This is a genomic window from Gloeobacter violaceus PCC 7421, from assembly GCF_000011385.1.
GTDB classification, from domain to species: Bacteria; Cyanobacteriota; Cyanobacteriia; order Gloeobacterales; family Gloeobacteraceae; genus Gloeobacter; species Gloeobacter violaceus.
This window is the reverse complement of the sequence record NC_005125.1, coordinates 4,521,383-4,545,998: the sequence shown is the minus strand read 5'-3', so window position 1 is coordinate 4,545,998 and position 24,616 is coordinate 4,521,383. Positions and strand designations below refer to the sequence as shown.

The following is a 24,616-nucleotide window of genomic DNA, read 5'->3' as shown; positions in this document are numbered from 1 at the left end:
TGAGGCCGAGAAGTCGCTTCCTGGCATTGCCGCCACATTTAGCCGTAGGCTGCCAGCACCTGGGCTGTGCGCTCGGCCGTCCGCTGCCAGCTGAACTGGCGTGCCCGCTCCAGGCCCTTGCGGCTGTAAGCGAGTCTGAGGGAGGGGCGCTCCAGGATATAGCAAATTTTCTCAGCCAGGCCACGGTAATCGTGCGCTGCAAAGCGCAACTCCGGCTCGGTGGTCATTTCCTCCAGGGCCGATCCCTGGGAGACCAGGGCTACCACCCCGGCCGCCATTGCCTCCAAAGGTGGCAACCCGAATCCTTCGCACAGCGACGGATAAACGAACAATTCGGCGTTGGCGTAGAGGAACGGCAGGTCGGCGTCGTCGACGTAGCCCAAAAATCGCACGTCCGGCCAGGGGGAAGCCCCCAACCCGGCAGCAGCGAAGATCGGGTGACCGCTACCTGCCACCAGCAGTTCGTAGCCCTCCAGGCCCAGGTGTTCGCGGGCAAAGGCAAAAGCTTTGAGCAGGGCAACGACGTTTTTGCGCGGTTCGAGCGACCCGGTGTAGAGGATGTAGGGGCGCACGATACCGTATCGTGCGCACAGCTCCGAACCCGGTGAGCGCAGGGCGGGGTGGAAGCGGTGGCTGACACCGTTGGGGATCACGGTAATTTTTTTTTCGCTGATGCCTGTGAAGCGGGTAATCTGCCGCCGGGAGTACTCGGAGACGGTGATCACATGGACGGCCCGGCGCGCCAGTGTCGGTATGAGCGCCCGGTAGTACAGCCTGAAAGCCGGTCGGTAGAACTGGGGGTAGGCCAGAGGAATCGCGTCGTGCAGCGTGATCACATTGGCCGGATGGCACAGCGGTGCCAGGTTGCAGGGATTGAACAGCAGCGTGCCCTTACCCAGGTGCGAGGGCAAAATCGCCTGCTCCCAGAGGTGGTGGTAGGCGAGCGTACCATGGGCCGGCTGCCGGACGTTGAGCGGCACGTACTCCGGCAGCCGGGCAACCACCTCCCGGCCGTAGCGCTCGACGCCACAGATGCGCGCTTTGTGCAGGAACCGGCCGTTGACGGCGATGGCAGACATCTTCAGGAGCGGGGCTTGCTGGAGCGCCGGGTGGAGAGGGATTGGAACCAACGGCGGGCGGTGCCGTTGCCGTTGGTGTGGGCCGCAGCTTCGGGCTGCCCTGGGACGGGGTCGGCCCCGTAGCGGTTGTAGTAGTAGTACTCGTCGTGGCCTTCGTTGGCGGCGATTGTGCCATTGACGATATGACCCAACAGCTCGATGCCGGGCCGCTTGAGGCTGTCGCGCACCTTGGCGAGCACGCGCTTGTTGGTGACGCCGGGACGCACCACCAGCACCAGTCCGCCACCGAGCGCCCCCAGTACCAGTGCATCGGAGGCGGCGGTGAGCGGCGGGGCGTCGAAGATGACGAGGTCGAACTGCTCGCTCCACAGGCCAAGCAGTTCGCCCAATCGCCTCGATTCGAGCAGGACTACCGGGTTGGGCGGTGGCGGTCCGGCGGTGAGCACCACGAGACCGGGTTGGGGGGTGGGGCGGACTGCCGTTTGCCAGTCGGCTTCACCCACCAGCAGCGTCGAGAGCCCCTGGCGGTTGTCGAGATCCCAGAGGGCGTGCTGGCGGGGTTTGCGCAGGTCGCCGTCCACCAGCAACACCCGCGCCCCTGCCTGGGCGCTCACCGCCGCAAGATTGGCGGCGGTGGTCGATTTTCCCTCCTGGGGGCTGGCGCTGGTGAGCACGAAGGCGCGCAGACCCCGCTCGCTACTTAAAAATTTGAGGTGGGTGCGGATCGAACGGTAGGCCTCGCTCACCGGCGAGAGCGGGTCGCGAAGCGCCATGAGCGGACCCCGGACGCTCTGGGCGTTCCAGCGCGGCACGCTTCCCAGAAGCGATGTGCCCAGAAGCCCCCGCGCTTCCTCGACGCTGCGCAGCGAGTCGTCAAAAAATTCGCGCGTGTAGGCGGCTAGCGCTGCGAGAATCAGGGCGAGCACTCCGCCCGCAGCCAGATTGAGCAGCGGCTTCGGCCAGGCTGGTATCTCCGGCACCTCGGCCGGTTCGATGAGCGTGGCGTTGCCGATGTTCTGCGCTTCGAGAATCCGGTATTCGTAGAATTTTTTCTGAAGTAGCCGGTAGGCTTCCTGGTCGGCCTCCACCTGCCGGGCCAGCCGGCGCTGGGACTCCTCCAGCCGGGGCAAAGCGGCCACCCGCGCGTCGTACTCGGCACTCACCCGGGCGAGCGCCTCGGTGCGGGTGCGGGCGGCCAGTTCTTCGACCCGGGCGGCGATCAGATCTTTGAGCAGTTGCTGGCGCACCGCGTCGAGGCGCGGCAGATCGTCGGGGACCGCCGCTGGCTCGGTCCTCCCGGTCCCCAGATTCGCATCGAGCAGCGAATCGGGCAGTCCCCGGCGGCCCAAAAGCCGGTCCGCCTCGCTCGCCAGCAGCGCCCGCAAGGCACCCCGCCGCTTGATAAGTTGCTCGACTTCGGGATAGCTGTCCTGGTACTGGGCGCGGGCCACCGCCAGCTTCGATTCGATCTCAAGCAAGGTCTTGCGCAAATCGCGCATCCCGTCGCTGCCGCTCAGGGCGCCGGCCACGAGCGCCTCTGGTTCAGAAAGACCGCCCATACGGGCGTCGATCGCCCGCACCCGCGCCCCGGCCTCCGAAAGGGCGACATCGGCCTGGGCCTGCTGGCTTCTAAATTCGGACAAAAGACGCACCGCCGCCTGCTGCTCCTCGGCGAGGGCGACGCTGCCGTACTGTTCTTTGAAAGAACGCAGTTTGCGCTCCGAGGCGCGCAGGCGCTGCTCCATCGCCGGCAGCTGCGCTTCGACGAAGCCGCGGGTCGAGGCGGCCTCCGCCCGATTTTGCTGCATGTTGAGGTCGATGTAATGGCGGGCGAGGGTGTTGACCACCCTTGTCGCCACCGCCGGGTCGCGGTCGCGGTATTTGATGACCAATAAGTCGGTGCGGCGCAATGCCTCCACTTTGAGGGCGCGCAAAAAGTCGGTGGTGGCGAGCAACTCCCCCGGCCGACGCGGATCGCCCAGTTGCAGATCGCGGATCACCCCGGCTGCCACCGGCCGCGATTGGAGGATCTCCGCCTGGGTGTCGAGGGGATTGCCGTAGGCGACCGAGCCCATCTGTCCAAGAGCACCGCGCAAGCCCACGGCCGTAGGGTTGTCAATCGCCGTGTCTTTCTGTTTGAACAATAAACGGCCCTGGGCTTCCCAGACCGGTGGCAGCGCAAAAGTCCAGACGGTAACAACCGTCACCACCGCCAGGGCCGTCCCCGCGGCGTAGGGCCAGTGGCGGTTCAAAATCCGCAAGTACTCGCGCAGTCCCACGCACTCTCCTCATCCATGCACCTGCAACCAAGAATTTACACCATGCGCAATGTATGCAGTCAAACACGCGACCTATCCGTATAACTTGCTGCAGTTGACTATGCAGCCTCAGAGGCTGCTTCCAGCTAGTTATGGGGGCATTTTTACGCCCGATCCGGTGCCGTTCCCCAGCCTTTGAAGTGGGTGATCGACAGCAGCGCACTGCACCACCGCCGCGCCTGCCAGTAAGTTTCGTGCTCGGCAAAGAAAAAGGCGTACCCCCAGGTTCCCGGCACGCTCGCCGCACTGTTGCAATAAAAAGAAACCTGTCCGCTCTCCAGACGGTAGAGCACCAGATGCCACGGATAGCCGCCCCGCCGCATCCGCCCCACCAGTTCCCCAAGAACCGGACCACCGGGGACGCCGGGGGCCAACGCCGCCGAGATCACTGCGAAGCGCTGCCCTTCGAGCGCTTCGAGCACATCGAAGAGCGTGCTGCCTGTGTCGATGTGCACCAGGGACGTCTGTCGGGGTACACCGCCCTCGTGCTGCAGAGCGGCGCGACCGGGAAGGGCGGCGGGATAGGCGTGTCGTTCGCTCTGCCGCGGTGCGAGGACGGCCGTCACCTCCGGCGCACCGGAACAGGCGGTGACGGCAAAGCCTGCCTCCTGCAACCAGTCGAGCACCTCGCCGCGCGGAGTGCCCACGGCCACCGCGCGGCGATCGGGCAGCATCCCGGCCAGGTGGGCAAAAAAACCGGCCTCCGGGGTGGCGGGGGCGTCCGCGTCCCAGACGACGATCGGCACCGGCAGATCGCCAGGTTGGGTTGGGCTTCGTCCTCGCCCACAGACCTCGCCCAGAGCGGCCATCTGTCCGTTCAGCTCGGTACGCCCATCTAGAAAGACGCGGTTTTGCAGCTGGAGCACCTCGATGATGTAGGCGGTGGCGTCCAACAGCGCCAGATGGTTGCGGTTGCTCAACTCCAGATACGCCAGGAAGGTATCTTTGAGTCGCTTTACCCGACCGGCCAACGCAGAGAGCACCTGTCAGTTCCTCCCATCGGTGGATGGACGGGCGGGCGGTGCTTTTCTGAGGAAGAGAATATCTTTTTGCAGCAACCGGCCGTCCGCGGGCGCGCGCCACTCCCCAGCGTCGTCGGCGTAGGCGAACCCCAACTGCGCGACGATTTGCAGCATCTCGCCCAGGGCCTTGCCGCCCGCGGCCCCCGCTTCGAGCGAAGTTTCGATTACCAGGGCGTCCACCCGCCGGAGCAGTTCGGTCGCCCCCTCCAGCACCAGGTGCTCGGCCCCTTGCACATCAAGCTTCACCAGGCCGCGGCCGGTGAGTTGCTTGGCGCGGGCGACGGCATCGAGGGTCGTGACCGCAACGGTGCGGCGGGTCTGCTGCTCCCCTGCATCCAAAAGCGAGCTGCCGTAAAGCGCACCGTCCACCAGCAGGGTCGTCTGGCCCTCCCGCTCGGCCGCGGCGGCTTTGACCCATTCAAATTCGGGGTGGGCTTTGATGTGCCGATCGCGCCCGGCCCGGACGTACTCGTCCAAAAGCGGCTCCACCAGCACGAAGCGCGCCTTCGGAAACAGCGGCTGCATGGTGTGGGACCAGATCCCCGAGGAACCGCCCACGTCCAGGACAAAATCGGGCACAAAGCGCGATCCGAGGCGGCGCAGCGCTTCGAAGGCGGCGCGCAGCTCCAGTTGCACCCCCTCGGGCACCGCCGGCCCGATATAAGGCGTCAGGTCCTCGGGAGCGCTGGGCAGGGCGCGCTCGAAGCGATCGTCGGCGGGTTCGCCGCGCTCGAGCGACTCGAACAGCCACGCGCCGACATCCCGGGCGGCAAAGGCGGGGGCGGCGGCGGCGGCCCGCTCGCGCACGGCGCGCTGGGTGGCGGGGTCGCACAACCGCTCGGCGGCGCGGCGAAAACTCGCCGCCTCATAGTCGGCCACCTCTCCGATACCGGTGCGCAGCACGAAGCCCGCCGCCGCGGTGCGGCGGCTGCCCAGCACCAGAATCGGAATCCCGGAGGCGGCCATCAAAAACAGCACCCGCGTAGGCAAGCTCAACCGGGCAATCGCCTGCTGGTCGTCATCCGCATCGAGGGTGCCCGAGGGCAGCACCGCGAACGGGTAGTTGGACAGTTGCGGCGCCAGTTCTTGTTCCGGCACGAAGCCGCGCAAGCGCAGTCCGTCGCGCTCCAGTTCGGTCGCACTCAGGTTGCGCCACGGGGGCAGACTCGCAAACCAGTCGAGCTTGAGCCCGGAGCCTGCCACCGTCCGCCGCAGCCGCTCCAGCCAGTGCTCGCCCCAGATGTTGCCGATGAGCACACCGGTCTTTGAGCCCAGGACGCTCGCCTCGGGCAGTTCCGGCCGGGTGCGCACCCGGCCCGGCTCCACCACCGGCGGCAGTACCCAGAACTTGAGGCCGTAGCGCTGGACGTAGGCGGCGCGCATCTCGGGGGAGATAGCCAGGCGCAAAGACGACTTGGCGAGCAACTCCGACATCAACCCGTCGGGGATGCCGTCGCCGTAGAGGGTGTGGTCGTCCATGATGTAGGTGCAAAGCGGCACGCCGAACAACTCTTTGATGGCGATGGCGGTGAGCGCGTCGCTCGCGTAGTAGGGAATGCACACCACCCGGCCGGCGGTACTGCCGCGCAGGGCCTGGATGACGTTGTAGAACACCAGATGGCGGCGGGCGTCTCTGTGGGCGATCAGGGTGCTGACCGCCCCGAATGCGTGCTCGCCGCCGTAGTCGTTGCGCGAGCGCACCGAGAGGATATTCGGGCAGCCGGCGAAGATGCGCCGCACCAGCACTCCGGTGCCGTGGCGCTCGTTGACTTCGTTGCCGGTGATCACCACATCGGCCGCGCGCAACAGCGCCAGATCGCGGGTGATGAGGGCGCGCAACTGCTCGGGGGGCGGATCTTCCGGCAGCACCATCTGGCTGCCCAACAGTTCGCGCAGGCGCTCGCGCGCCGTCGCCGTCTCGCCGGTGAGTTCGACAAATCTACTGAGCGGGTCCGATGCAGTCATCGCGGCACAACCATCGTCTGTCCGAGCTTAATCGATCAGCCATCGGAGTTCCCCGACACCTGGACACGCGAACCCGGCCGCGGCAATCCGGCCGCCTGCTGCAGGCGGTCCGCCAGCACCGCGTGCACCCCTTCGACGGTGCACTGACCGGCGGCAAAGGCGTGGGCGGTGCCGCTCGCGGCGCGCCACACCGCGGGCTGATCCGCGTAGTGGGTCACCGCTTCAATCAGGGCGGCCGGGTGCATCGCCCGGCGCACCGCCTCGGGCATCAGCGGGTTGAGAAACTGCTCGGTGGCCGAACCGTCCGCCAGGTAGGCCACGATCGGCAAGCCCGCCATCAGGTAGTCGGTCAGGCGCGAAGGAATCGAGTATTTGCTGTATTTGTCCTTTTCGGCGGGCCAGCAGGGACCGGGCAGGTAGGCGAGGTGACACTCGAGCAGGATCGATTCGACCTTTTCGTTGGGCACGTAGCCGCGGTAGACCAAGACCTCCTTGAGGCGGGCGGGCAGGTAGTTGCGGATCTGCGCCTCGGGGCCGGCGTAGACCAGTTCCAGTCGTGGATAGCGCCGGGACAACTCGTCCCAGGCCGCCGCCAGGCACTTGAGGCCCTCAGTGTAGTAGAGCGAACCGACCATGGCGATGCGCAGCGGCCCGCCGGATTGGGGCGGGCTTTGCACCGCTCGGCCGAGGCTGCGCACAATCGGAAAAATCTCGCAGGGAGGACTGGGGAACTTGCGCACCTCCCGGCGAATATTTTCGCTGAGGGCCAGCACCCGGCTCGCCCCGGCGAACAGGCGTCCAAAGCCCGTCATCGCAGCGGGGTCGAGGCCGCGCGGGTGCATCAGGTCCATGATATGCACGACGTAGGGGCAACCCAGTACGCCCAGCAGCGAAACGGCTTTGCGCGCGCTCGTCTCGTCGATGGCCACGACGTGGGCGACGTCGCAGCGGTAGTCCCGCTCAAGCAACCGCCGGTACTTGGCGCTGATTAGTTCGTTATGACGCCAGACCGAACTCATCCCCAAAAGCCCCATCACCTGCTCAAGCCGGCCCTTGCCGCGCGAGAGGGGCCACCAGTCGAATTGTTCTTCGAGCAGCAAAGACTTATCCGTCTCGCTAAACCCCGAGGCAGAGGACCAGTAAAGGTGGGTGTAATCTTCAAAGGCGAACAATCTGAGTAGTTGAACGCCGGTTCCGTGGCTGTTGGAAAGGGCAAAGGGTGTGACGATACAGATCTTCATGTGGTTTTGCCTGAGCCCCTCACCCCGCGCAACGTCTCCCCTGTCGCACACAATACCACTATTGAACCGGGAAGTTTAACCCAGCCGCCTCAAATTGGTTTGTGCAATTGGAGTCCGCTTGCCGTCCACCCACCAGCGTAGGGAGCCTCATCCATCGGAGTCGGCAAATCCCAAAGCCTGCTTCAGCTGAAACCAGCGACGGCGCAGCTTCCAGAACTTACTGCTTTTCATGCTGTCTACAGTTGCCCGAGTCTGCCGAAGTTCAGTCTGGACTTGTTTCAAATTAGCTTGGGTTTGCTCCAGGACAGCCTGGGTTTGTTCCAATGCGGCCTGGGTCTTCCGCAGTCCGGCCTGGAAATCTTCCAACTCCGTCCGGGCTGTTTGCAGGTGTGTTTTCCAAGTATCTTTTTCGACCTGGAACTGTTCTTGTAGGTTGAGAAGCCGGTGGCCAGTCGCCTGAATATCGGATCTCAATCTGCTATTTTCGGTGCTCGAATAGTGCTGACTTTTAACGACGACTTCGTAAGCATCTTGTGAAACACTGATATGATTCTCGATTAGCTCCGGCTCGACGCCAACCACGGCCAAATATCCTTCAGATCCCTCGATGGGTGAGAGCCGGTCGATATACTGGATTCCCAGGCCACTCTCAGGCAAAGGAGAACGGTAGGAGTCGAACTGAGAAAAACAACTTTTAGATTGAACCGGCTTGAGCAAGCAACTGGCTAAAACATTGTGTTGTCCCAAAAATACCGTTTCTCCAAAAACGTTGATCACGAGATCGCGAAACTGCTGAAACTTAAACTTGTGAAGATGAAATTCGCTAATCCAAGGAGAATCACGGTAGTCATTTGGGCAGGAAAGAAACAGTTGGCCACCGGGCTTGAGCAGTCGGCGCAGTTCCAGAAGAAAGTCTCTTGGCCGCAGCAGATGTTCAATTGTCTCAAAAGAAACAATCACATCGAAGGCGGCGTTCTCCAACTGGGGAACCGCGTGCGCATCGGACTGCACGAAGCGGACGGCCGGATGGCTATGGTGCTTTTGGGCATACTTGATTGCCTCGCTGTCGATCTCAACCGCCACAACCTCGGTTGCTCCCTGCAGTGCTAGATATTGCGAGCCGTAGCCACTGCCGCTGGCGATGTCGAGCACCTTTTTTCCCAAAGCAAATGGCGCCACAAAAGCGTAACGCACCATATGCTCTATCTGACCAAGAGCGAGTTCCTGGTCCAGTTGCTCGGTCATATGCCGCTCTCCAGTAAATGGGAGATCGGTGTTTTGGTCCTGCTTGGCAATCTCTGGCTCGAACATAGTGGTTCTTGTGGTCCTTCTGTACGGTGGAGTGCCCACAACCCCTGCCGACGCTCCCGCGAAAGCAGGCCGTCAATTTATCCATGCTTTTTCTGGCTGTTCCTGCCATTGTAAGCCCAGGTCTTTGGAGAGTACAGGCTTTTTGAGCACACAGGTAACCGTCACAGTCCGCAATTCTTCCAGGGACATTTGTGCGAAGCGGCCCTGCACTTGGCCCTCGAAGCCGTCGGGCAAGTCTTGCTTTACACATTCAAGCTCAAGAATTTCGAAACCCGCCTGCTCAAAGCACACTTTGAACTCCTGTGCCCTCAGTCTATTGACCAGACCGTCCGTCCAGGTTTCATCTTCCGCCAGCATCGACCATTCGTGGTACCGATGCGGCTCGGAGTATACGCGGTGGTCCCTGAGGTCGATCAAGTGAAAAGCGATACCCCCTTCGGCCATGAGCGCGAACATTTGCCTTGCAGCCATGGGAAAGTCCAGAAAATGTTCGAGCACAGCCCAAGAGGACATCAGTTGAATGCTTTTCTGCGGCACAGTCGGCTGTTGGATATCCATAACGGCATGCCGGAGTGCTACTTTCGACAGGCCGGCAGCCAGGTCGCCCCGCTTCAACGCAGCCAGTTCAAAGTGGTAGATCCGCTCCAGAAATGCGGAGCGTTCGATACCGGACCAGTGCCAGTCCGAAGGCCGTGCCAGAACATCGGTGAGCAATTCGTAGATCGCCTCGGCCGCTCGACCTATGTCTGCTTCAGAAATATCTACTGCAACATTGTCAACCGTGCCATTGATGTACATCGCAGCCGAAACACCGAAGGGATGGTGCACGCCACAGCCCATTTCACAATAAGATTTGCCGACAATAGAGGTATACTTCAGCAATGTAGTGCACACATTTTGGGCGACGATCCGGATATATTCTGGACCGTAACGCCAGAATGTATCCTCCATCAGGCTGCGTTTGGTCCGGGTATACACCTTGTCTAGATAAAAGTTTGTATCGACGTAGGCAAAAGCAGACAAGCCTTCGAGTGCTAGGCGCTTGGGCTCACGGTTTAATTTACGGAGAATGCCGTCAATTATGTTGTAAGGAATGTAAAGTGAATCCATATCAATTGGCGTTTGATTGATAACTGCTTGAATAGCGTTGTAGCGCTCTGATACAGAAATTTCAACCGCCTCCAGGTGTTCGGGAAGAGCATCAACGAGTCTTTTGGGAGTCGACCGAGCTCGGTGGCAACTCGACAAATAATCCAGCAACTGTTGGACGGCTCTGTGATAGTCCTCCGGCACTACTTGTGCTGTTTTTAGATAATCTAGGCTGGTCCTGGACAGGCTAAAGACTTCCGCTGCAATTTGTGCTGTGGATGCGTCGGTCGGCTTGAAGTTGTCTAAACAAACCTGAATAATTGCCGCTTGAGCATGTTCAGAGTCCGGGTGGCGCAAGCATACTTCAACAATCTCGAGAATTTCTGCTGAGGCGAGCGGGGCCAGTTTCAAATACATCAGTAAAATCTCAACCACCTGCCGAACCTCACCCTGGCGATCGGCCGCTGTTGCCCGACTTAAAAGTAGATTGATGATTCTCAGAATCTCAGAAAAGTTATCTTTAACGGTCAAATTTTGCAGCAGCGTTGAAGCTATTCTGTATCCCTCGCTGCTCGCAGAGCTTGAGCTTTGCAAGCGCCGTATTAAAATGTCGGCGATCCTCGATTCTTCGGTAGGCGAGTAATCGCTGAGTTTGAGGTTGCTCATCAGCGTCTCGATCGCTCTGTAAGCAAAACGAGGATAGCGCAACGCAAGCTTTCTCAGAAACGGTTGAATGCCTTGGGTTATCCGCTCTTTCAGCGTTTTTCGGGCTTCGTTCATAAATTCCCCTATCGGCAACCTTTTCTCCTTGGAAGCATATCACCCGCCGCTGCAGCCGGGCTTACCGCAAAAAGGGTACACGACGAAACGCTCTGTTGGGTCACTCGTCGTTCGGCAAACCGAGGCGCTGTTTTAGACTGAACCAGACTTTTCTGAACTTCCAAAATTTGCTGCTCTCCATCGCTGCGATCCGGAGCTGGGCCTGCCGCCACTGCGATTGCCAGTAGTCTGCCGCCGCAGCCGCTGCGGCACTTCCCTCGGCGGCTGCGGGAGCGGGCGGGTCCACAGAGGGAGTGGCAGGCGGTTCGGGCGCCGGCTCCGCGTGCGAATAAGCGGCCGGAGGCGCTATTTCCTGATAGAGCAATTGTTGCGCAGCAGAAAGCAGTACATAAAGCTGACGCCTGCTCCACTGGCCGGCATCGCCCCGGGCAAGGTAGTGGCGCAGGGCATACTGCTCTCGTAGGTGTTCCTTCGCAGTCAGAGCCGGCTCGGTTCGGGACTGGCGCTGGCAAAGCGGGTAGGGGTAGTAGGCAATCTTTCGTCCGTGAGCGAGCGCAGATGCAAGCATGCGACCGGTGTGTAGACCGTCTGGCCGAGTCAAGTTTGGTGCGTAATCGTCCAGCGCACCGACAGGAAGCAGCACACAGGCAGGCGCCTGTCCGCTTGTCTTCAGCAGTGCAGGAAGCGGGATCTGGGTCAGGTTCACAGCCCGATCGGGATTCCTCGAATCCAACACAGAGCAAGTAGCCATTTCAGCCTGGGCAGTCTGCAGAGTTTGAAGCAGTTGTTCTATTGCGAACGGCATCGCTACACTACTTGCCTCAAAAACAACCACGAACTTGCCGTTGATCATTTCTTTGAGACGCTTCCAGGTGACATCCACTTCGAGGGCATGGCTGGTTCTAAGCAACCCGATCCGTGGGAAAATCGCTCCGGCCTGCTGGAAGATAGAACTGTCCGCTTCGCAGCGAGAGAAGTTGCACAAGACCACAACTTCTAGATCCATGTGACTCTGGACACTGAGGCTGTGCAGACAATTCAACAATTGCTTGTCGGCTTGAGCGCAGCAGACGACAACGGTTACCTGCGGACAACCCACGCTGGGCGACGACAGAGGCTGTCGGGGAAAAGCCTGCTGAATGTAGGTGAGTTTCTGGGTTAAAAGACGCCGATTAATTTGCTCCAACTTTTCGTGCGTCGGTACGTTATGGGGCTGCGGGGGTTGGCACAGTACTTGTAGTATGGCATCCATCAGACCAGTGACATCCCTCGGCGCAAACCAATAGACGCCTTCTGTGCGTTCGAGCAGTTGCAGGGTTTCGCGAAAACCACCGGTGTCCGAAACAATCAGGCTGATGGGCAACTGTCCCATCTCCAAAGCTGTGTTGGGGAAGTTTTCTTGATTGCTGGTAAGACAAACAACTGGCGACGATAGTCCGCGAGTAAATGCAATAGCCTCCGCACTGGAGAAACCAGAGTAAACTGTATAGTGAATCTCGTCAGCCAGTTCCTGTGCGATGTACTGCCGGCTGTCGATGTTCTGGGGTCTGAAGGTTTCCAGGGCGACCACTCTGCCGACAAAATAAACCTCTATGCGCTCCTTCCAGTAGTCCGTCAGTTGTTTGAGCGCTTCGACGAAAGTGCATAATCCTTTTCGCTCTTCAAGACGACCAAAAAAGACGAGGGATCTTTTCTGAGTTCTAGGGGGCGTTTGCCGCTCGGATTCTATCTCGGAAATCGCAGGCTCTACGATGGGCACAAAATAAGGTTGATGTCGAGCGTGGGCCGTCGACCAGCCGTAGGATTCCACACGCTTCTTGAGTGCGTGCGATGGGAAAAATGCTAGGTCCGCACTTTCAAAGGCGGTTTGCTCAAGGTGGGATGCCTGCCAGTAGTAATCCAAATACTGAAGAACAAACTTGTCGTGGCTCTCATAAACCCACTCCAGGCAGCCGTGCATAGTGATTGCGACCAGACAATTCCGTCCGAGCAGACCGGCTTCTTTGGCTTGGATGGTCCGAAAAGCCGTTCCAAACAGTTCATGATGCTCCACGTAAATATGGGCCTCATCGAATGTGTGAACGATGGCCTGCGTAAACATCATGTGCAGGAAGCTTTCGTAGTCAAGCAACTGCGAATCGATCCTGGCATCGCCAAGGATGGACCTGTGTGACGACTGCAGATCGAGTACTTCCTCCGCTTCACTAGCAGAAAAGATGTGCTTGATTTCGGGTATTTTTGATTCGCCTCTAAATCGATGTTCACAGACCGAAATTAGCAGGATAATGTACCATCCATCCTCGGCTAGTTTGCGGCTCAAGGTTCGATAATAGGTCCCGATACCACCATTTCTTGACAATCCTTCTTGCTCTTTTCCTTCGAATTCCCTGGTGACCAGCAGAGCTACTTTCGCTGCGTTGCGATTCTCGAAGATCCCAGCAAACTCCGGTTTGAAGTAAATATCGCAGTATCGACCCAACCTCGGCCCTGTCATCTATTTATCTCCATTTCCCTCAACCGCCGCTGTGGCATCCAGTCCTCCTGCGGCGGATAGGTTGTCAGTATGTACAAGTAAGCCGCATACGTTGGACTTGCCGTGCTTGCGCAATCTTCTTGCATCGCTGCAGGAAGCCAGCCGGCAGCCAAGCGCCACAATGGCACAGTGCCTTGGATATCCTTCGCCTTCATACCCACATAGGTACCCGCTCCTGCTCTGAGAGCCTGCTGGACACCGCTTTCTTGGGCGCAGTCAGAGTGCATCGTAACTTGCAACGTCCCTGGAGTAAAGCCGTTTTTGCTTGCCGGAGCGCCGAAACAACTTGACGCCGCAGTCTGCTGGGACTAACCTGTGCAATGATGAATTCCTGTTGAAGAGTGACTGTACATAATACAATGGACGGTATGGGGCTTAAAGTGCATAGCTTACCGGACGATTTGCACCGCCCGCCAGGCAAAAATTTCTCCGTCCGCTTTCGGCACAATATCGTCCAATTATTGGGTGATCCCCAGGCTTCAAAAGTGGCAGTGCTCGTCACCAGTGAGTACGAAGGCATCTTTAAAAATGGCGGCATCGGTACATACTATAAAGTTCTAAGCGAGATGCTCGCCGCCGAAGGCTGGTATGTCATTTTAGTACTGTGCTTTACCGAAAAACACTTTGTCGGCACATCGGATCTTGTTGCTGTTAAGCATATTTTTTCTGCCGACGCCCTTGAGCAGGTGGTCCGCCTGCAACCTATGCACCATGAAATCCTGCATGATCTGCGCTACAACGAAACGGATCGGCAGGGTTTTGGTTGTTTGCTGCTGCTACAGGCTGTTATCGCCCACTTCCAAGGCGCTGTGGTTTATGTCGAATTTCCGGAGATGCTGGGTTTCGGTTTCTACACGGTTCAAGCCAAGCGGGCGGGTTTGCTCGGACCTAATTGCATCGTTGCCATCACACTCCACAGCGGATGTGAGTGGTTGTACGAAGCCCAGGACAAGCACCTTGAAGAAAATATCGACTGGTTCTGGTCCGTCTGCTGCCGAGAACAGGTCTCCTTCGAGCAGGCTGACCTCGCATTTTTTCCTTCACAGTTTCTAAAAATGAAATTGGAAAGTTACGGCTGGATGGTCGAGCGCGCTGTGCACATGCCCAACTTTGTCCCGGTTGTGCAGTTGCCGGTTCGGCAGGAAAGCCGTGGACCGGAAATTCCCAAAGGGAAGGTACCGTTAGTCTTTTTCGGTCGCCTGGAGGACCGCAAAGGTTTGTTTGTTTTTGTCCATTCGATCAAGCTCTTACCCTCTGTTTTGAGGGATACCCTTCACATTCTGTTCGTGGGCAAAGTTGTGCAGTTGCAATCCTCCCAACTCAGCCATCTCGACAGCCGCGAGTACATAGAGCAGGAACTGGCAGGCGTGGCCTCCTTTGGTATTTACACAGATCTCTACAGTCGAGAGGCCATCCAGTTCGTCTATTCTCTGCCGGAACCGCTCGTCTGCTTGGCGAGCCCCCAGGAAAACTTTCCCAATAGCAGCCTGGAGATGGGGCAGTTGCCTATCCGATTGGTCGTCTCCGATACGGGCGGTTTTCGGGAGACTTTGCAACTGATTGGCCGTTCGGCATCTGTCTACTGGTTCAAACCGAAAAACGCCCAATCACTGTGCCAAACACTCGTGCAGGCCCTGACCGATGCGCCGCAAACCATCGAATCCGCCGACGCAGCGCGTCTGAAGCAAATCAATCGTGAGTTGCTCGACCGCAAGGTCGGGTGTATCGACCGGGCGCTGCGGGCAGTCGAACACTCGATTGACGATGGACAGCCTATCGTCACCATCGCCATCGTCCCTCGACAATCCGGTGTCTATCTGTTGGATTGCCTTGCCGGTATCGAGGCCCAGACCTATTCCAACAGGCAGGTTGTCGTGCTTTGCACTACCCAGGCTACCCAACCGCTGCCGCAACTTTTGGAGCAGGCTGGAAGCTTGTATCCCAACTGTAAATTTGTCTATCTCGACTGCGACGATGCCATTTTGGAGGTCTGCAAATCCTTGCTGAAGGCCGAGCAGAACGGTTATTTCCTTGCCCTCGATGCGGACGACATTCTCAAGCCCTTCGCCATCGAGAGCCTGATTCTGGCTGCCAAGCGGGTGGACGCCGCGGTAGTTGCAAGCCCCGTCCCGCAGGGCAGCCACACCACCAGTGCCAGTTTTGCCGGCGGTTCGTTGCCGGGTATTCTCAATATGCCGGCCTCCGGCCCCGGCCGATGTCTGGCTTCTGTCCAGTTTCTCAAACGCCTTGGTCGGACCCAGGGCACGGACATCCAGGCCTGCAGCCGGGAGCTCATCGCTGCAGCCGCAGCCACCGGAGAAGTTGGCCTCTACTTTCCCTTTGCCCTGTGCGAACGCAAGCAGCCGCTGGTTGCGCCGCCGCAGTGGTACTTGTCGGGGCAGGCGCAATTTCAGCTGGAGCAATTGCTGGCGCAGGTGCCTGCCTCCGCCTGGCCCAAGCGCCAGATCCATCTGCTGGTCTCCGCTGTGCGCCAGCTGCTGCAGCTTTCAGCCAGCTTGCGCTTGCAGCTGCAGCAGGCGAAGGAGCAGGCGCAGCTGCAGAGCGAACAATTCCAATCAAAAGTTCAACAGCTGCAAGCTGATGTCCCTGCCCAACCGACACCCCAGCTGCCGCCGCCCGACAACAGCCTTCACCTGGCCAAGATCGAACAACTGGAGATCGAGATTGCCGCCATGCAGAGCAGCAAGTTCTGGAAGCTGCGCTCCCGGTGGTTCAAATTGAAAAAGCGCCTGGGACTGGCCATGGACGAATAGTGCCCGGCTCACTGCGGCCCGCGCGCCGGGCGATACCGAGATTGAATTGGCTTTTGCACAACTTTGATCAACGTCTTATAATGCTTACGCCCCCGCAAACCACACAGAAAAGCCTGAAATGTATGGCCGATAGCGACTACCCGATCATCTGGCCTGCGATCGAAGAGGAAATTGCCCCATTCTTGAAGTATTGCCGAGGAATCGTGCTCAATGCCGGCTCCGGCTGGCGGGCGGTCCAGTTGGGCCAGAAGCACCTCAGCATTGACATTGTTCCTGACAGCTGTCCGAATGTGATCGCCGATCTGCACGGCTTACCCCTACGCGACGATTGTGTCGATACGGTTGTGAGCATCGCCGTGCTGGAGCACACCCGCTTTCCATGGGTGGTGGCCCAGGAGTTTTACCGGGTACTGCGCCCGGGCGGGATGGGAGTGATTGCCGTTCCTTTTTTGCAACCTCAGCACAGTTCTCCGCACGACTACGTCCGCTTTACAGAAAGCGGATTGGTGGAATTGATGAGGTACGCCGGGTTCGAGGTGGTTGAGACCGCCCATGTCCATCATTTTGGCCAGACGATTGCCTGGCTTTTGTGGGAGTACCTGGAAGCCAACCGGCCCCACGGCTTTCTGCGTCCCCTGTGGCTGCGGTTCATCCGCGCACTCTCACAAGGCAAGTTGCTTAGGGGTAACAGCCCCAATACCCACAACACCCACTACGCAGTTGTGGTGAAGCCGGGGGGAGAAAGTACACCGCAAAGCTGCTATCGACAGGCCATCGAAAGTACCGAAGCGGATTGGTTCTATCCACTTCTGGCCTGTCCGCGGAGCCACCAGCCGCTTCTTGGCGATGGCCAAGCGCTCGTCTCGGCAGATCGCCAGTGGCTTTACCCCTTTCAAGAGGGCCGCCCCCAAGTGCTCCACGCTGAGGAAGCGGCTCCTACGATCTGTCAGGAAAGACATTGATGAACACGAGTGGATGGGCGGCCGGCGTGGGCTGCAGCGAATGGACCCCGACCTTCCAAGCGTCCTGGGACGAGGCCGGCAACGGCAGCAGGCCGGCGAAGATCGCTGTACTCGCCACCAGCGAGTACGAAGGCATCTATAAAAATGGCGGCGTCGGAACGTATTACAAAACCCTGAGCGAACAGCTGGCCGCCCAGGGCTGGCATGTCGTTCTGCTGCTTTGCGGGGGTTCGCAGACGTTTGGCGGCGGGTCTACTCTGCCTGCCGTCCGGCGCATCTACTCCACCCGGGAGGCCGAGCAGGTGCTGGTTCTCCAGCCGGTGCACGAAGCGCTCCTGGCGGCTTTCAAACCAGATGTCGTGCGCGAAGAGAGCTTTCGCTGCCTGCTGTTTGTCCAGGCAATTGCCCATTGCTTTGCGGACACGCCGATATTCGTCGAGTTCCCGGAGATGATGGCCCTCGGGTTTGACACCATCCAGGCGAAGCGGGCGCGGTTGTTGCCCAAGACCTGCACAGTGGCCGTTACCCTGCACGGTGGGCACGAATGGGTCTGCGAAGCGAACGAGCGATTCGACGATCAGAACCTGGATTATTTCTGGCAGGTAAGTGCCTGCCAGCAGTACACGTTCGAGAATGCGGACCTGCCCTACTTTCCTTCGTACTACCTGCGCGACCGGGTCGCCAGTTACGGTTGGCGAACGGAGCGCGGTATTCATCTGCCCTACTGCGCTCCGATCGTTCATTTGAGCGGCCCGCCCGTGTCGGCCGGGGAGCCCGTGGGGATCGGCCGCAGACCGCTGGTCTTTTTTGGGCGGCTAGAAGAGCGAAAAGGGCTCTGTACGTTCGTCGAGGCGCTCAAAATGCTCGACGAGCCAATCCGGCGGCAGCTGCACGTTTTATTTGTCGGCAAATCGGTCTTTTTGAACTCCCCGGAGCTGGTCAACCGCACAAGCGATGAGTACATCCAGGACCAACTTGCCGGTGTTGTCAGTTTTTCTATCCACTCCGATTTTTTCAGTAATCAGGCCATCCGCTTCATCCACGCGCTGGAACACCCGCTCGTCGTTCTGGCAAGCCACCAAGAAAACTTTCCCAACACGGCTTTGGAGATGGGACAGTTGCCCGTGCAACTCATCGTCTCAGATACCGGCGGTTTTCGAGAAACCCTGGGGCTTTTGGGGCGCTCGCAGGGAGTGCACTGGTTTTCACCCAAAGACTCGCGCTCGCTGGCTCGAGCCGCCAAGCTGGCGCTGGCCGAAACGGCACCGGTGCAGGATATCCCGGATGCGGTCAGATTGCAGGAACTCAACAAGAGCCTGACACAGCAAAAATTGCAGCACATTGCGCAGGTTGGTGCGCGACCGGCCGCCCTGAACCAGGATCGCGATGCCACCGTCAGTGCGCTCGTCCTCTGCCGGGAGGGCAGCTCGGCTCTGTCCACCTGCCTCCGGAGCCTGGATATCCAAACCCGGAAGCTGCAGGCGGTGGCCGTTCTGCTTGCCTGTCCAGTGGACAAAGATTTTCAAGCCCAGCTTGACACCCTGCCCCGGGACCGGTACACCTTCTTGCACTCGCCGGTGATGACAGCAACCGGGATACAGTGCCGCGACTGGTTCGCGCGCACCGGCAGCACCCATCTGCTGGTACTCGCGGCTTCAGACCAACTGTTGCCCGGCGCCCTCGAGGTGCTGCTGAGCGCGGCCGTCTCCGCTCAGGCGGTCTTCAGCCCGGCGCTCGCTCAAGCGAGGGCCGAGCGCGCCGTCAATGTGATTCCCGTTTCTCTAAACGGTCTGTTGCGGGCGGTGGAGCTTGCCTATCCCTGCGGCCTCTACGAGCGCCGTCTGGTCGAATCGCTCGCGCCGCTGGTGGCAGAAGGCCCCGCCGCCGGTCTGGAATGGCTGGCAGGAGCCGTTGCCGGCGGCGCGCAGATCGCCCATTATCCCTACCCGCTCTACACCTGCGGCCGGGCACCCGCAGCGCAGCCGGGGGCGGTTCTTGCGGTGAGGGAGCAGTTTTTTCTGCGCACCTGCCTTGCCCGCCTGCCTGTTCAAACATGGTCGCCTCGCGAATTCTTCTTGTTGTTGACGGCTTGGCAGCAGTTGGTGACTTCTCAAAAATCGGCGGCAGAGCAGTTGCAAAGCAACTATCGCGAGCTGGAGAGAGCCTGGAAGTACGTGCACAGCCTGCAGGAGTTCTACGCCGACTTGAAGCAGCAGTCCCAGGTCGAACGCGAAGGACTGCAGACAGAAATTGCCGCCATGGAAAGCAGCAAGTTCTGGAAGCTGCGCGGGCAATGGTTGCGGCTCAAGAAACTTTTGAGACCGACATGGCAAACACCCCCCCGCAGATAATCGCGGGCGACACCCTGCGCGTCGCGTCGCTGAGCACCTGGGATCTCCAGGGAGGAGCCGCCCGGGCCGCCTACCGGCTGCATCGGGGATTGCTGCAGCTGGGCCAGGATGCGACGCTCCACGTCCGCATTCGCCACTCCGACGACCCGAGCACGCGGGCTGTCTTGCCGATAGAAGCTTCTGCGCAACTGGAGACGCTCGACGATTTGGCCCGGGTGCAGGCGTACTACATCGATCACAACCGGACGGATCTGTCCAATACGATCTTTACGCTGCCCTATCCCGCCGTCGATCTCAGCAGCGTGGCCGCAATAACCTCCGCCGATATCCTGCACCTGCACTGGGTGGCTCGCTGGCAGTCGCCTGTGACCCTGAGCAAGCTTGTCGAAGCACACCGCAAGCCGGTGTTCTGGACTCTCCACGACATGTGGGCTTTCACCGGCGGCTGTCATTTCTCGGCAGGGTGCGAGGGCTATCGCGAGTATTGCCGCAACTGCCCGCAACTGCAGGACGATCCTTACCAGTTGCCGGCCATGCTGCTGCAGGACAAAATCGACTTTTTAGACGGCAAAAATTTTGTCGTGGTCGCCCCCAGCCGGTGGCTGGCCGATTGTGCAAGAGCAAGTACATTTTTTGCCCACAGCCGTATCGAGGTCATCCCCTACGCCCTCGATACGGCTATCTTCGCTCCCGTCGCCAAGCCGGAGGCAAAACTCGCCCTCGGCCTGGAGGCGCACTCTCAAGTGATTCTCTTTGGCGCCCACAACTGCACCGAGCGCCGCAAGGGTTTCTCCGAGATGATCGCCGCTTTGCGTCTATTTTTGAAGCAGCCGCAATTCCACGAACGCATCAAAAACCAGACCCTTCGGCTTTGGTGTTTTGGCTACATCGGCTCTTTGGATCTGGCGGATCTGCCGGTGGTGCACCTGGGCGAAATCCGCTCCGACGAGGAACTGCGGCGCATTTATGCTGCCGCCGACTTGTTCTGTTTGCCGTCGCTGGAAGATAACCTGCCAAACACGCTGCTAGAAGCGATGGCCTGCGCCACGGCAGTGATTGCCTTTGCTGCGGGAGGCACCCTCGACGTGCTGCAAGATCGCGTGCACGGTCGGTTGGTGCCGGTGGGCGATGTGCAGGCCCTGGCCAGGACGATCGGCGAGTGCCTGCAAGATCCCCAACTGGCCGAGTACGGCCGGCAGGGCCGCCGACTGATCGAGGCGCACTACGCGGGGACGACGGAGGCGGCCCGGTATCTGGAGCTGTACCGCGACGTGCTCTTGGATCAGCCGCGGTCGGTTTTACAGACCGCTACAGCCGCGCGGGATGCAGCAATCCAGGCGGCGGTGGAGACAACCAGCGGCCCGACTTTTGCCGCGATGGCCAAGCAGGTGCAGTCCGCATGCCTGAGGCTGGAGGTGCAGGATCTGCGCTCGCAGCTCGAGAAGACCCGGCAGCAACTGCATGAGACCTGGCAGGAACTAGAGGCGACCCGGAAGGATTACTGGGACTCGCAAGGTCTGCTGTGGCAGACGCGGGGAGAGCTCGACCGGAGCCACTATGCCCGGCAGGCGTTGCAACAACAAATCGCAGGCATGGAAAGCAGTAAATTCTGGCAGCTGCGCAACTCCTGGTTTGAGCTGAAAAATAAGTTGGGGATAGACACCGATATGTCTCCAGGCATTGAGGAGCAAAAGAAAGAACCGTGAGACGCCCTGGGCTGCCCGGCCGCTGAGCGACATCGGCAGATGGGGCACCCGGTGCGCCATGGCTTGCCGATGGACGCAGGTGATAAAGTGTTACCGCCCATAGGCGCACGCCATGCTGGATGAGCGACTCGTCAAGATTATCGAAGACAACGCCGAGGCGCGCTTGAAGCTCACCTCGCTGCTCGAACGGGTCACCGCCGAGCCGCCCAAGGCGCACGGCAGCGCCATGGATGTGATTATCACCCCCAACGAGGTGAACGGCCGCCACGGCACCGGGGTGCTCATCGACCGGCTGTTCGGCCATTGCCCGGATGTCCTTTCGATCCGTTCGCGCAATATCTATGGCGGCGAACAACGCTTTGGGGCGGTGGATCTGTGCCTTTCCCACCCGGAAGGGACGCGCCTGCAGGCGTTTTACAATGTCATGCGCGTCCTGGCGGGTATCGAACCGCGGCGCATCCTGTGCGTTCCTTATTATGTCGAAGATGTGATGACGGCCCTGGCGATCAAAGAATTGTTCGACGTGCCGCTCGCGGTCTGGGTGATGGACGACCAGAACATCTCGGTGCAGACGATCCCGGACGGACTGATGGGAGAGCTGTTGCGCAAGTCCGGTCTGCGGCTGGCCATCTCGCCCGAACTGCAGCGGGCCTACCAGGCCAAATACGACCTGCCCATGCACTTTGTGCCCCCCGTCGTCCCCGACGCCCTGCTGTCGCGCGAGGCGCGGCCACCCGCGCCGGATAGCACCGAGGCCCGCATCGGGGCAATCATCGGCAACATCTGGAGCGATCGCTGGCTTGCGATGTTGCGCGAGACGGTGCGCGGCACCGGGATCCAAGTCCACTGGTACTGGACGGGCGGCTCCTGGCTCGACCGGGAGCAGACCGACCGCGCCACCCTCGAACGCGACGGCATCTTGCTCAAGCCGCCCATCCCGACCGAGGCGGGCCTGGTGGCCGATCTGCGCGGCCGGATGTTTACGGTGGTCCCCTCCGGGACGCTCGATGCGTTCGACGACAACCCGGCCATCTCCCGGTTGAGCCTTCCCAGCCGCATTGTGTTCATTCTGGCCACGACCAACACCCCGATTATCGTGCTGGGCAGTCCCGAGACCGCCGCCGCCCGCTTTGTCACCCAGTGCGGCATCGGGACTGTGAGCGCCTACGAACCGGCGAGTTTTCGCCAGGCGGTCGAGTGGGTCACAGAGCCCGCCACCCAGCGCAGCTTGCGCGAGAACGCCGCGAGGCTTGCCCCCGCCTTTGCCGCCCGGGGCACCGACGAGTGGATCTGGGGGTCGCTCGCCGCGGGCCGTCCCATCGACGATCGCTTTGCCCGTCTGGGCGGGGCGGCCGGACGATGAACGGGGCGTCGGGGCCAGGCGTGAAACAGGAGCGTGGAATGGTTTCGTTTCTGGGCAGAATCAAAACGATCAAAGATCTGTTCTTAGATAAGCTCGACAGCATCCTCGAACGGGTCGAGGCCATCGAAGCCGCGGCAAACACGACGCTCAAGAGCGTGACGACTTCGCTGGAGGCAAGCACCTATCTAGTCGACAGCCAGAGCCGCGAGAGTCTCGATCAAGAGATGTTCCTTCAAAAAATTTCGGCCTTCCAGGCCTTTCAGGCCGAGGCGCAGCACAAGCAAGCCGAGCGTCTGACCGCCTCGCTGGAGAAACTGGCTGCGGGCCAGAACCCACTGCCGGGAGCGCCGGCCGAGCGGCTGAAACCGGGGGACACCCCCATCATCGTCCGTCTGACGGATTCGCCCCGGCCGGTGCTGGCGCTTGTTGCCCATCTGTACAGTTTTTTGCCTGCGCGCACGGCGGCGGTGACCGCCAAAGCCGACGACGATGCGGCGGCGTTTTTGCAGGAGGCGGGTTTCGCCCTCGAAGTTCTCGCCGCACCGCCGCGGGCGACGACCGCCGTGGGTCTGGTGCGGGTGGCTCCGGAGGCGAGTGCCCTGCCGCTGCTGCAGGATTTTGGCGAACTGGGTTGTGCTGTGGTGGCCTGCGAGTACGGCGACAAACCGGTTTTGAACTGGGAAGCGGGCGAGCAGGTGGCCCAGATGCGCAGGCGGGGTTACCACTGGCACATCGTGCTGTACACCACCGGCACCGATGGCGAAACTTCTTTTTATTGCAACCGGAATCTGGCGATCGAAAAGGGGCGCGGAGCGGTGCTGTTTTTTCGGGAGCACCCACTGTTCGCGCAGGCCCACGATTGGTGTCGGGCGGTGCTGCCTGCCACTTACTTGCGCTGAGTGGTCACTGGGCGATTTCGTCCCAGCGCTCGGTGTGCAGCACCACGCGGTAGTAAGGGAGCGTACCGGGGATCTCGATGCGCTCGGCGCTCTGGATCACCTGTTGGGCCTTGTCCGGGTCCGCCGACACCTCGACGCGCAGGCGATGATCCCCGCGAAAGATTCGCTTTTTGAGCAGGCTGCGGCCGTAGGTCCGGTCGATGTCGAAGGTGCGCTCGTTCAGATGCTGCCCCGCAAGGTGGCGGTCGATGATCCGCCTGTGCTCTTCGGCCAAGGGCAGGCTTTCCAGCCAGTCTTCGAGGTCGATGGTGCTCTGGCGCACCGCCGCGTCGACGGCCTGGCGCAGTTGTTCGCCCTGCCCGGATGGCAGTACCGACTTGAGATCGTTGTAGGCGCCCATCAGTCCCTTGAAGAGCCGGTCGGTGCGCGCACGGGCATCCAGGGCGAGCTTCGCCCCGAGCAGACCTTCGACAAAGAACTTCGCCACCGGCACCTCGGTGGGCACGCGCGTCTGGCGGTCGAGCAGGAGCATGTCGTACTCGGCGTGGCGCGGCTCCAGGGGCTGCACGAAGGCGCATTTTTGCAGCTTTTCGCGCTCGCTGGGCAACACGTCGCTTTCGAGGGCAAGCCGCACGTAGCGTCTACCGGTGGTCGCCTCGCGCTCGACGACGTGGCGAAACACTTGGGAAGGGTCCATCTTCAGCAGGGCCAGAAACCGGGGGACTTCGGGCCGCCCGCTGTCGGTATAAAACCCCGCCACCAGCACCCCCGGCGAGATGCTGCGGTTGCGCCGGATAATTTCGGCCAGTTGCCCGGCCAGTTTGCCCGAGCCGCCAATCAGATCGAGACCCTCGTGCAGCATCGCCCGGCACAGGGCGAAGGTCGCACAGCCGTTATCCGCTTCGAAGCGGCCCGCCCCGGCCACCGGGTCCTGCAGCGAGTTGCGGATGTGGTGGCCGAAGTATTCGACCAGACGGTCAGCGCCGTCGAGGGGCACATCTCGCTCGGAGAAAACGACGTTGTCGCGGTGCGGGTCCACCACATGAATGACCAGTTGCTGAACGCGAACCTCACCCGGGTAGCGCATCGAAGCTGGCCCCCTGTCCACAGCAATTAGAACGATTATCCCCCGTGCTTCCAAAAAAAGTAGCCGCGCACCGAAGTGGGCGGCTAGGGCAAGGAGTGGACTGCAGCAAACTCATGAGCGTCGCTACTTTTATTGA

15 protein-coding genes are annotated in these 24,616 nt (G+C 60.5%); 6 read left to right on the top strand and 9 right to left on the bottom strand.

All coding sequences use genetic code 11. The features are described 5' to 3' along the window. Window positions 1-38: 38 nt before the first annotated feature. The 8 genes from GLL_RS22190 to GLL_RS22155 all read right to left on the bottom strand — a co-directional run bounded on the left by GLL_RS22190 (window position 39) and on the right by GLL_RS22155 (window position 13,299). Window positions 39-1,079: a glycosyltransferase family 4 protein gene (locus GLL_RS22190; RefSeq protein WP_011144295.1), complete on the bottom strand. Its 1,041-nt coding sequence runs from the start codon at window positions 1,077-1,079 to the stop codon at window positions 39-41. 2 nt (window positions 1,080-1,081) lie between these two features. Continuing rightward, entirely contained in the window at window positions 1,082-3,358 is a 2,277-nt protein-coding gene (locus GLL_RS22185; RefSeq protein WP_011144294.1) for a GumC family protein, read from the bottom strand. A gap of 143 nt (window positions 3,359-3,501) precedes the next feature. Next, complete coding sequence (locus tag GLL_RS22180) at window positions 3,502-4,380, bottom strand: hypothetical protein (protein ID WP_011144293.1); 879 nt, start codon at window positions 4,378-4,380, stop codon at window positions 3,502-3,504. Between the two features lie 3 nt (window positions 4,381-4,383). Then, window positions 4,384-6,384: an FkbM family methyltransferase gene (locus tag GLL_RS22175; RefSeq protein WP_011144292.1), complete on the bottom strand. Its 2,001-nt coding sequence runs from the start codon at window positions 6,382-6,384 to the stop codon at window positions 4,384-4,386. A gap of 35 nt (window positions 6,385-6,419) precedes the next feature. Beyond that, complete coding sequence (locus GLL_RS22170; protein WP_164929502.1) at window positions 6,420-7,625, bottom strand: glycosyltransferase family 4 protein; 1,206 nt, start codon at window positions 7,623-7,625, stop codon at window positions 6,420-6,422. Window positions 7,626-7,772: 147 nt separating this feature from the next. After that, window positions 7,773-8,870 (bottom strand): class I SAM-dependent methyltransferase, encoded by a 1,098-nt coding sequence (locus tag GLL_RS22165; RefSeq protein ID WP_164929501.1) that lies wholly within the window; start codon window positions 8,868-8,870, stop codon window positions 7,773-7,775. Window positions 8,871-9,008: 138 nt separating this feature from the next. Continuing rightward, window positions 9,009-10,805, bottom strand: a complete 1,797-nt coding sequence (locus GLL_RS22160) for a class I SAM-dependent methyltransferase (RefSeq protein WP_011144289.1) — start codon at window positions 10,803-10,805, stop codon at window positions 9,009-9,011. 100 nt (window positions 10,806-10,905) lie between these two features. Beyond that, window positions 10,906-13,299 carry a glycosyltransferase gene (locus GLL_RS22155; protein WP_011144288.1) on the bottom strand — a complete coding sequence of 798 codons (2,394 nt, stop codon included), beginning with the start codon at window positions 13,297-13,299 and terminating at the stop codon, window positions 10,906-10,908. A 398-nt stretch (window positions 13,300-13,697) separates the two neighbouring features. Between GLL_RS22155 and GLL_RS22150 the strand changes: the two genes are divergently transcribed. The 6 genes from GLL_RS22150 to GLL_RS22125 all read left to right on the top strand — a co-directional run bounded on the left by GLL_RS22150 (window position 13,698) and on the right by GLL_RS22125 (window position 23,393). After that, a complete protein-coding gene (locus GLL_RS22150) occupies window positions 13,698-16,112 on the top strand; it encodes a glycosyltransferase (RefSeq protein WP_164929500.1) in 2,415 nt (804 codons plus the stop codon). A gap of 122 nt (window positions 16,113-16,234) precedes the next feature. Continuing rightward, window positions 16,235-17,074 carry a methyltransferase domain-containing protein gene (locus GLL_RS22145; protein ID WP_164929499.1) on the top strand — a complete coding sequence of 280 codons (840 nt, stop codon included), beginning with the start codon at window positions 16,235-16,237 and terminating at the stop codon, window positions 17,072-17,074. Further along, complete coding sequence (locus GLL_RS22140; RefSeq protein ID WP_011144285.1) at window positions 17,074-19,425, top strand: glycosyltransferase family 4 protein; 2,352 nt, start codon at window positions 17,074-17,076, stop codon at window positions 19,423-19,425. Before GLL_RS22145 ends, GLL_RS22140 begins: the two co-directional genes overlap by 1 nt. Continuing rightward, window positions 19,401-21,131, top strand: a complete 1,731-nt coding sequence (locus GLL_RS22135) for a glycosyltransferase family 4 protein (protein ID WP_164929498.1) — start codon at window positions 19,401-19,403, stop codon at window positions 21,129-21,131. Before GLL_RS22140 ends, GLL_RS22135 begins: the two co-directional genes overlap by 25 nt. 112 nt (window positions 21,132-21,243) lie before the next feature. Continuing rightward, the gene (locus GLL_RS22130) at window positions 21,244-22,494 is read left to right on the top strand and encodes a hypothetical protein (RefSeq protein ID WP_011144283.1); all 1,251 of its coding nucleotides are present in this window, start codon (window positions 21,244-21,246) and stop codon (window positions 22,492-22,494) included. Between the two features lie 38 nt (window positions 22,495-22,532). Beyond that, on the top strand, window positions 22,533-23,393 hold the full coding sequence (locus tag GLL_RS22125) for a hypothetical protein (protein WP_164929497.1): 861 nt from the start codon (window positions 22,533-22,535) through the stop codon (window positions 23,391-23,393). A 4-nt stretch (window positions 23,394-23,397) separates the two neighbouring features. On the opposite strand, the gene GLL_RS22120 is transcribed toward GLL_RS22125, so the two are convergent. Then, window positions 23,398-24,480 carry a nucleoid-associated protein gene (locus GLL_RS22120; protein ID WP_164929496.1) on the bottom strand — a complete coding sequence of 361 codons (1,083 nt, stop codon included), beginning with the start codon at window positions 24,478-24,480 and terminating at the stop codon, window positions 23,398-23,400. Between the last annotated feature and the right edge of the window lie 136 nt (window positions 24,481-24,616).

What these genes read in the sequence shown, in the direction of transcription:
- GLL_RS22190 (WP_011144295.1), bottom strand. Translation starts at nt 1,079, where the DNA reads ATGTCTGCCATCGCCGTCAACGGCCGGTTCCTGCACAAAGCGCGCATC.
- GLL_RS22175 (WP_011144292.1), bottom strand. Translation starts at nt 6,384, where the DNA reads ATGACTGCATCGGACCCGCTCAGTAGATTTGTCGAACTCACCGGCGAG.
- GLL_RS22170 (WP_164929502.1), bottom strand. Translation starts at nt 7,625, where the DNA reads ATGAAGATCTGTATCGTCACACCCTTTGCCCTTTCCAACAGCCACGGA.
- GLL_RS22165 (WP_164929501.1), bottom strand. Translation starts at nt 8,870, where the DNA reads ATGACCGAGCAACTGGACCAGGAACTCGCTCTTGGTCAGATAGAGCAT.
- GLL_RS22160 (WP_011144289.1), bottom strand. Translation starts at nt 10,805, where the DNA reads ATGAACGAAGCCCGAAAAACGCTGAAAGAGCGGATAACCCAAGGCATT.
- GLL_RS22155 (WP_011144288.1), bottom strand. Translation starts at nt 13,299, where the DNA reads ATGACAGGGCCGAGGTTGGGTCGATACTGCGATATTTACTTCAAACCG.
- GLL_RS22150 (WP_164929500.1), top strand. Translation starts at nt 13,698, where the DNA reads ATGGACGGTATGGGGCTTAAAGTGCATAGCTTACCGGACGATTTGCAC.
- GLL_RS22145 (WP_164929499.1), top strand. Translation starts at nt 16,235, where the DNA reads ATGGCCGATAGCGACTACCCGATCATCTGGCCTGCGATCGAAGAGGAA.
- GLL_RS22140 (WP_011144285.1), top strand. Translation starts at nt 17,074, where the DNA reads ATGAACACGAGTGGATGGGCGGCCGGCGTGGGCTGCAGCGAATGGACC.
- GLL_RS22135 (WP_164929498.1), top strand. Translation starts at nt 19,401, where the DNA reads ATGGCAAACACCCCCCCGCAGATAATCGCGGGCGACACCCTGCGCGTC.
- GLL_RS22130 (WP_011144283.1), top strand. Translation starts at nt 21,244, where the DNA reads ATGCTGGATGAGCGACTCGTCAAGATTATCGAAGACAACGCCGAGGCG.
- GLL_RS22125 (WP_164929497.1), top strand. Translation starts at nt 22,533, where the DNA reads ATGGTTTCGTTTCTGGGCAGAATCAAAACGATCAAAGATCTGTTCTTA.
- GLL_RS22120 (WP_164929496.1), bottom strand. Translation starts at nt 24,480, where the DNA reads ATGCGCTACCCGGGTGAGGTTCGCGTTCAGCAACTGGTCATTCATGTG.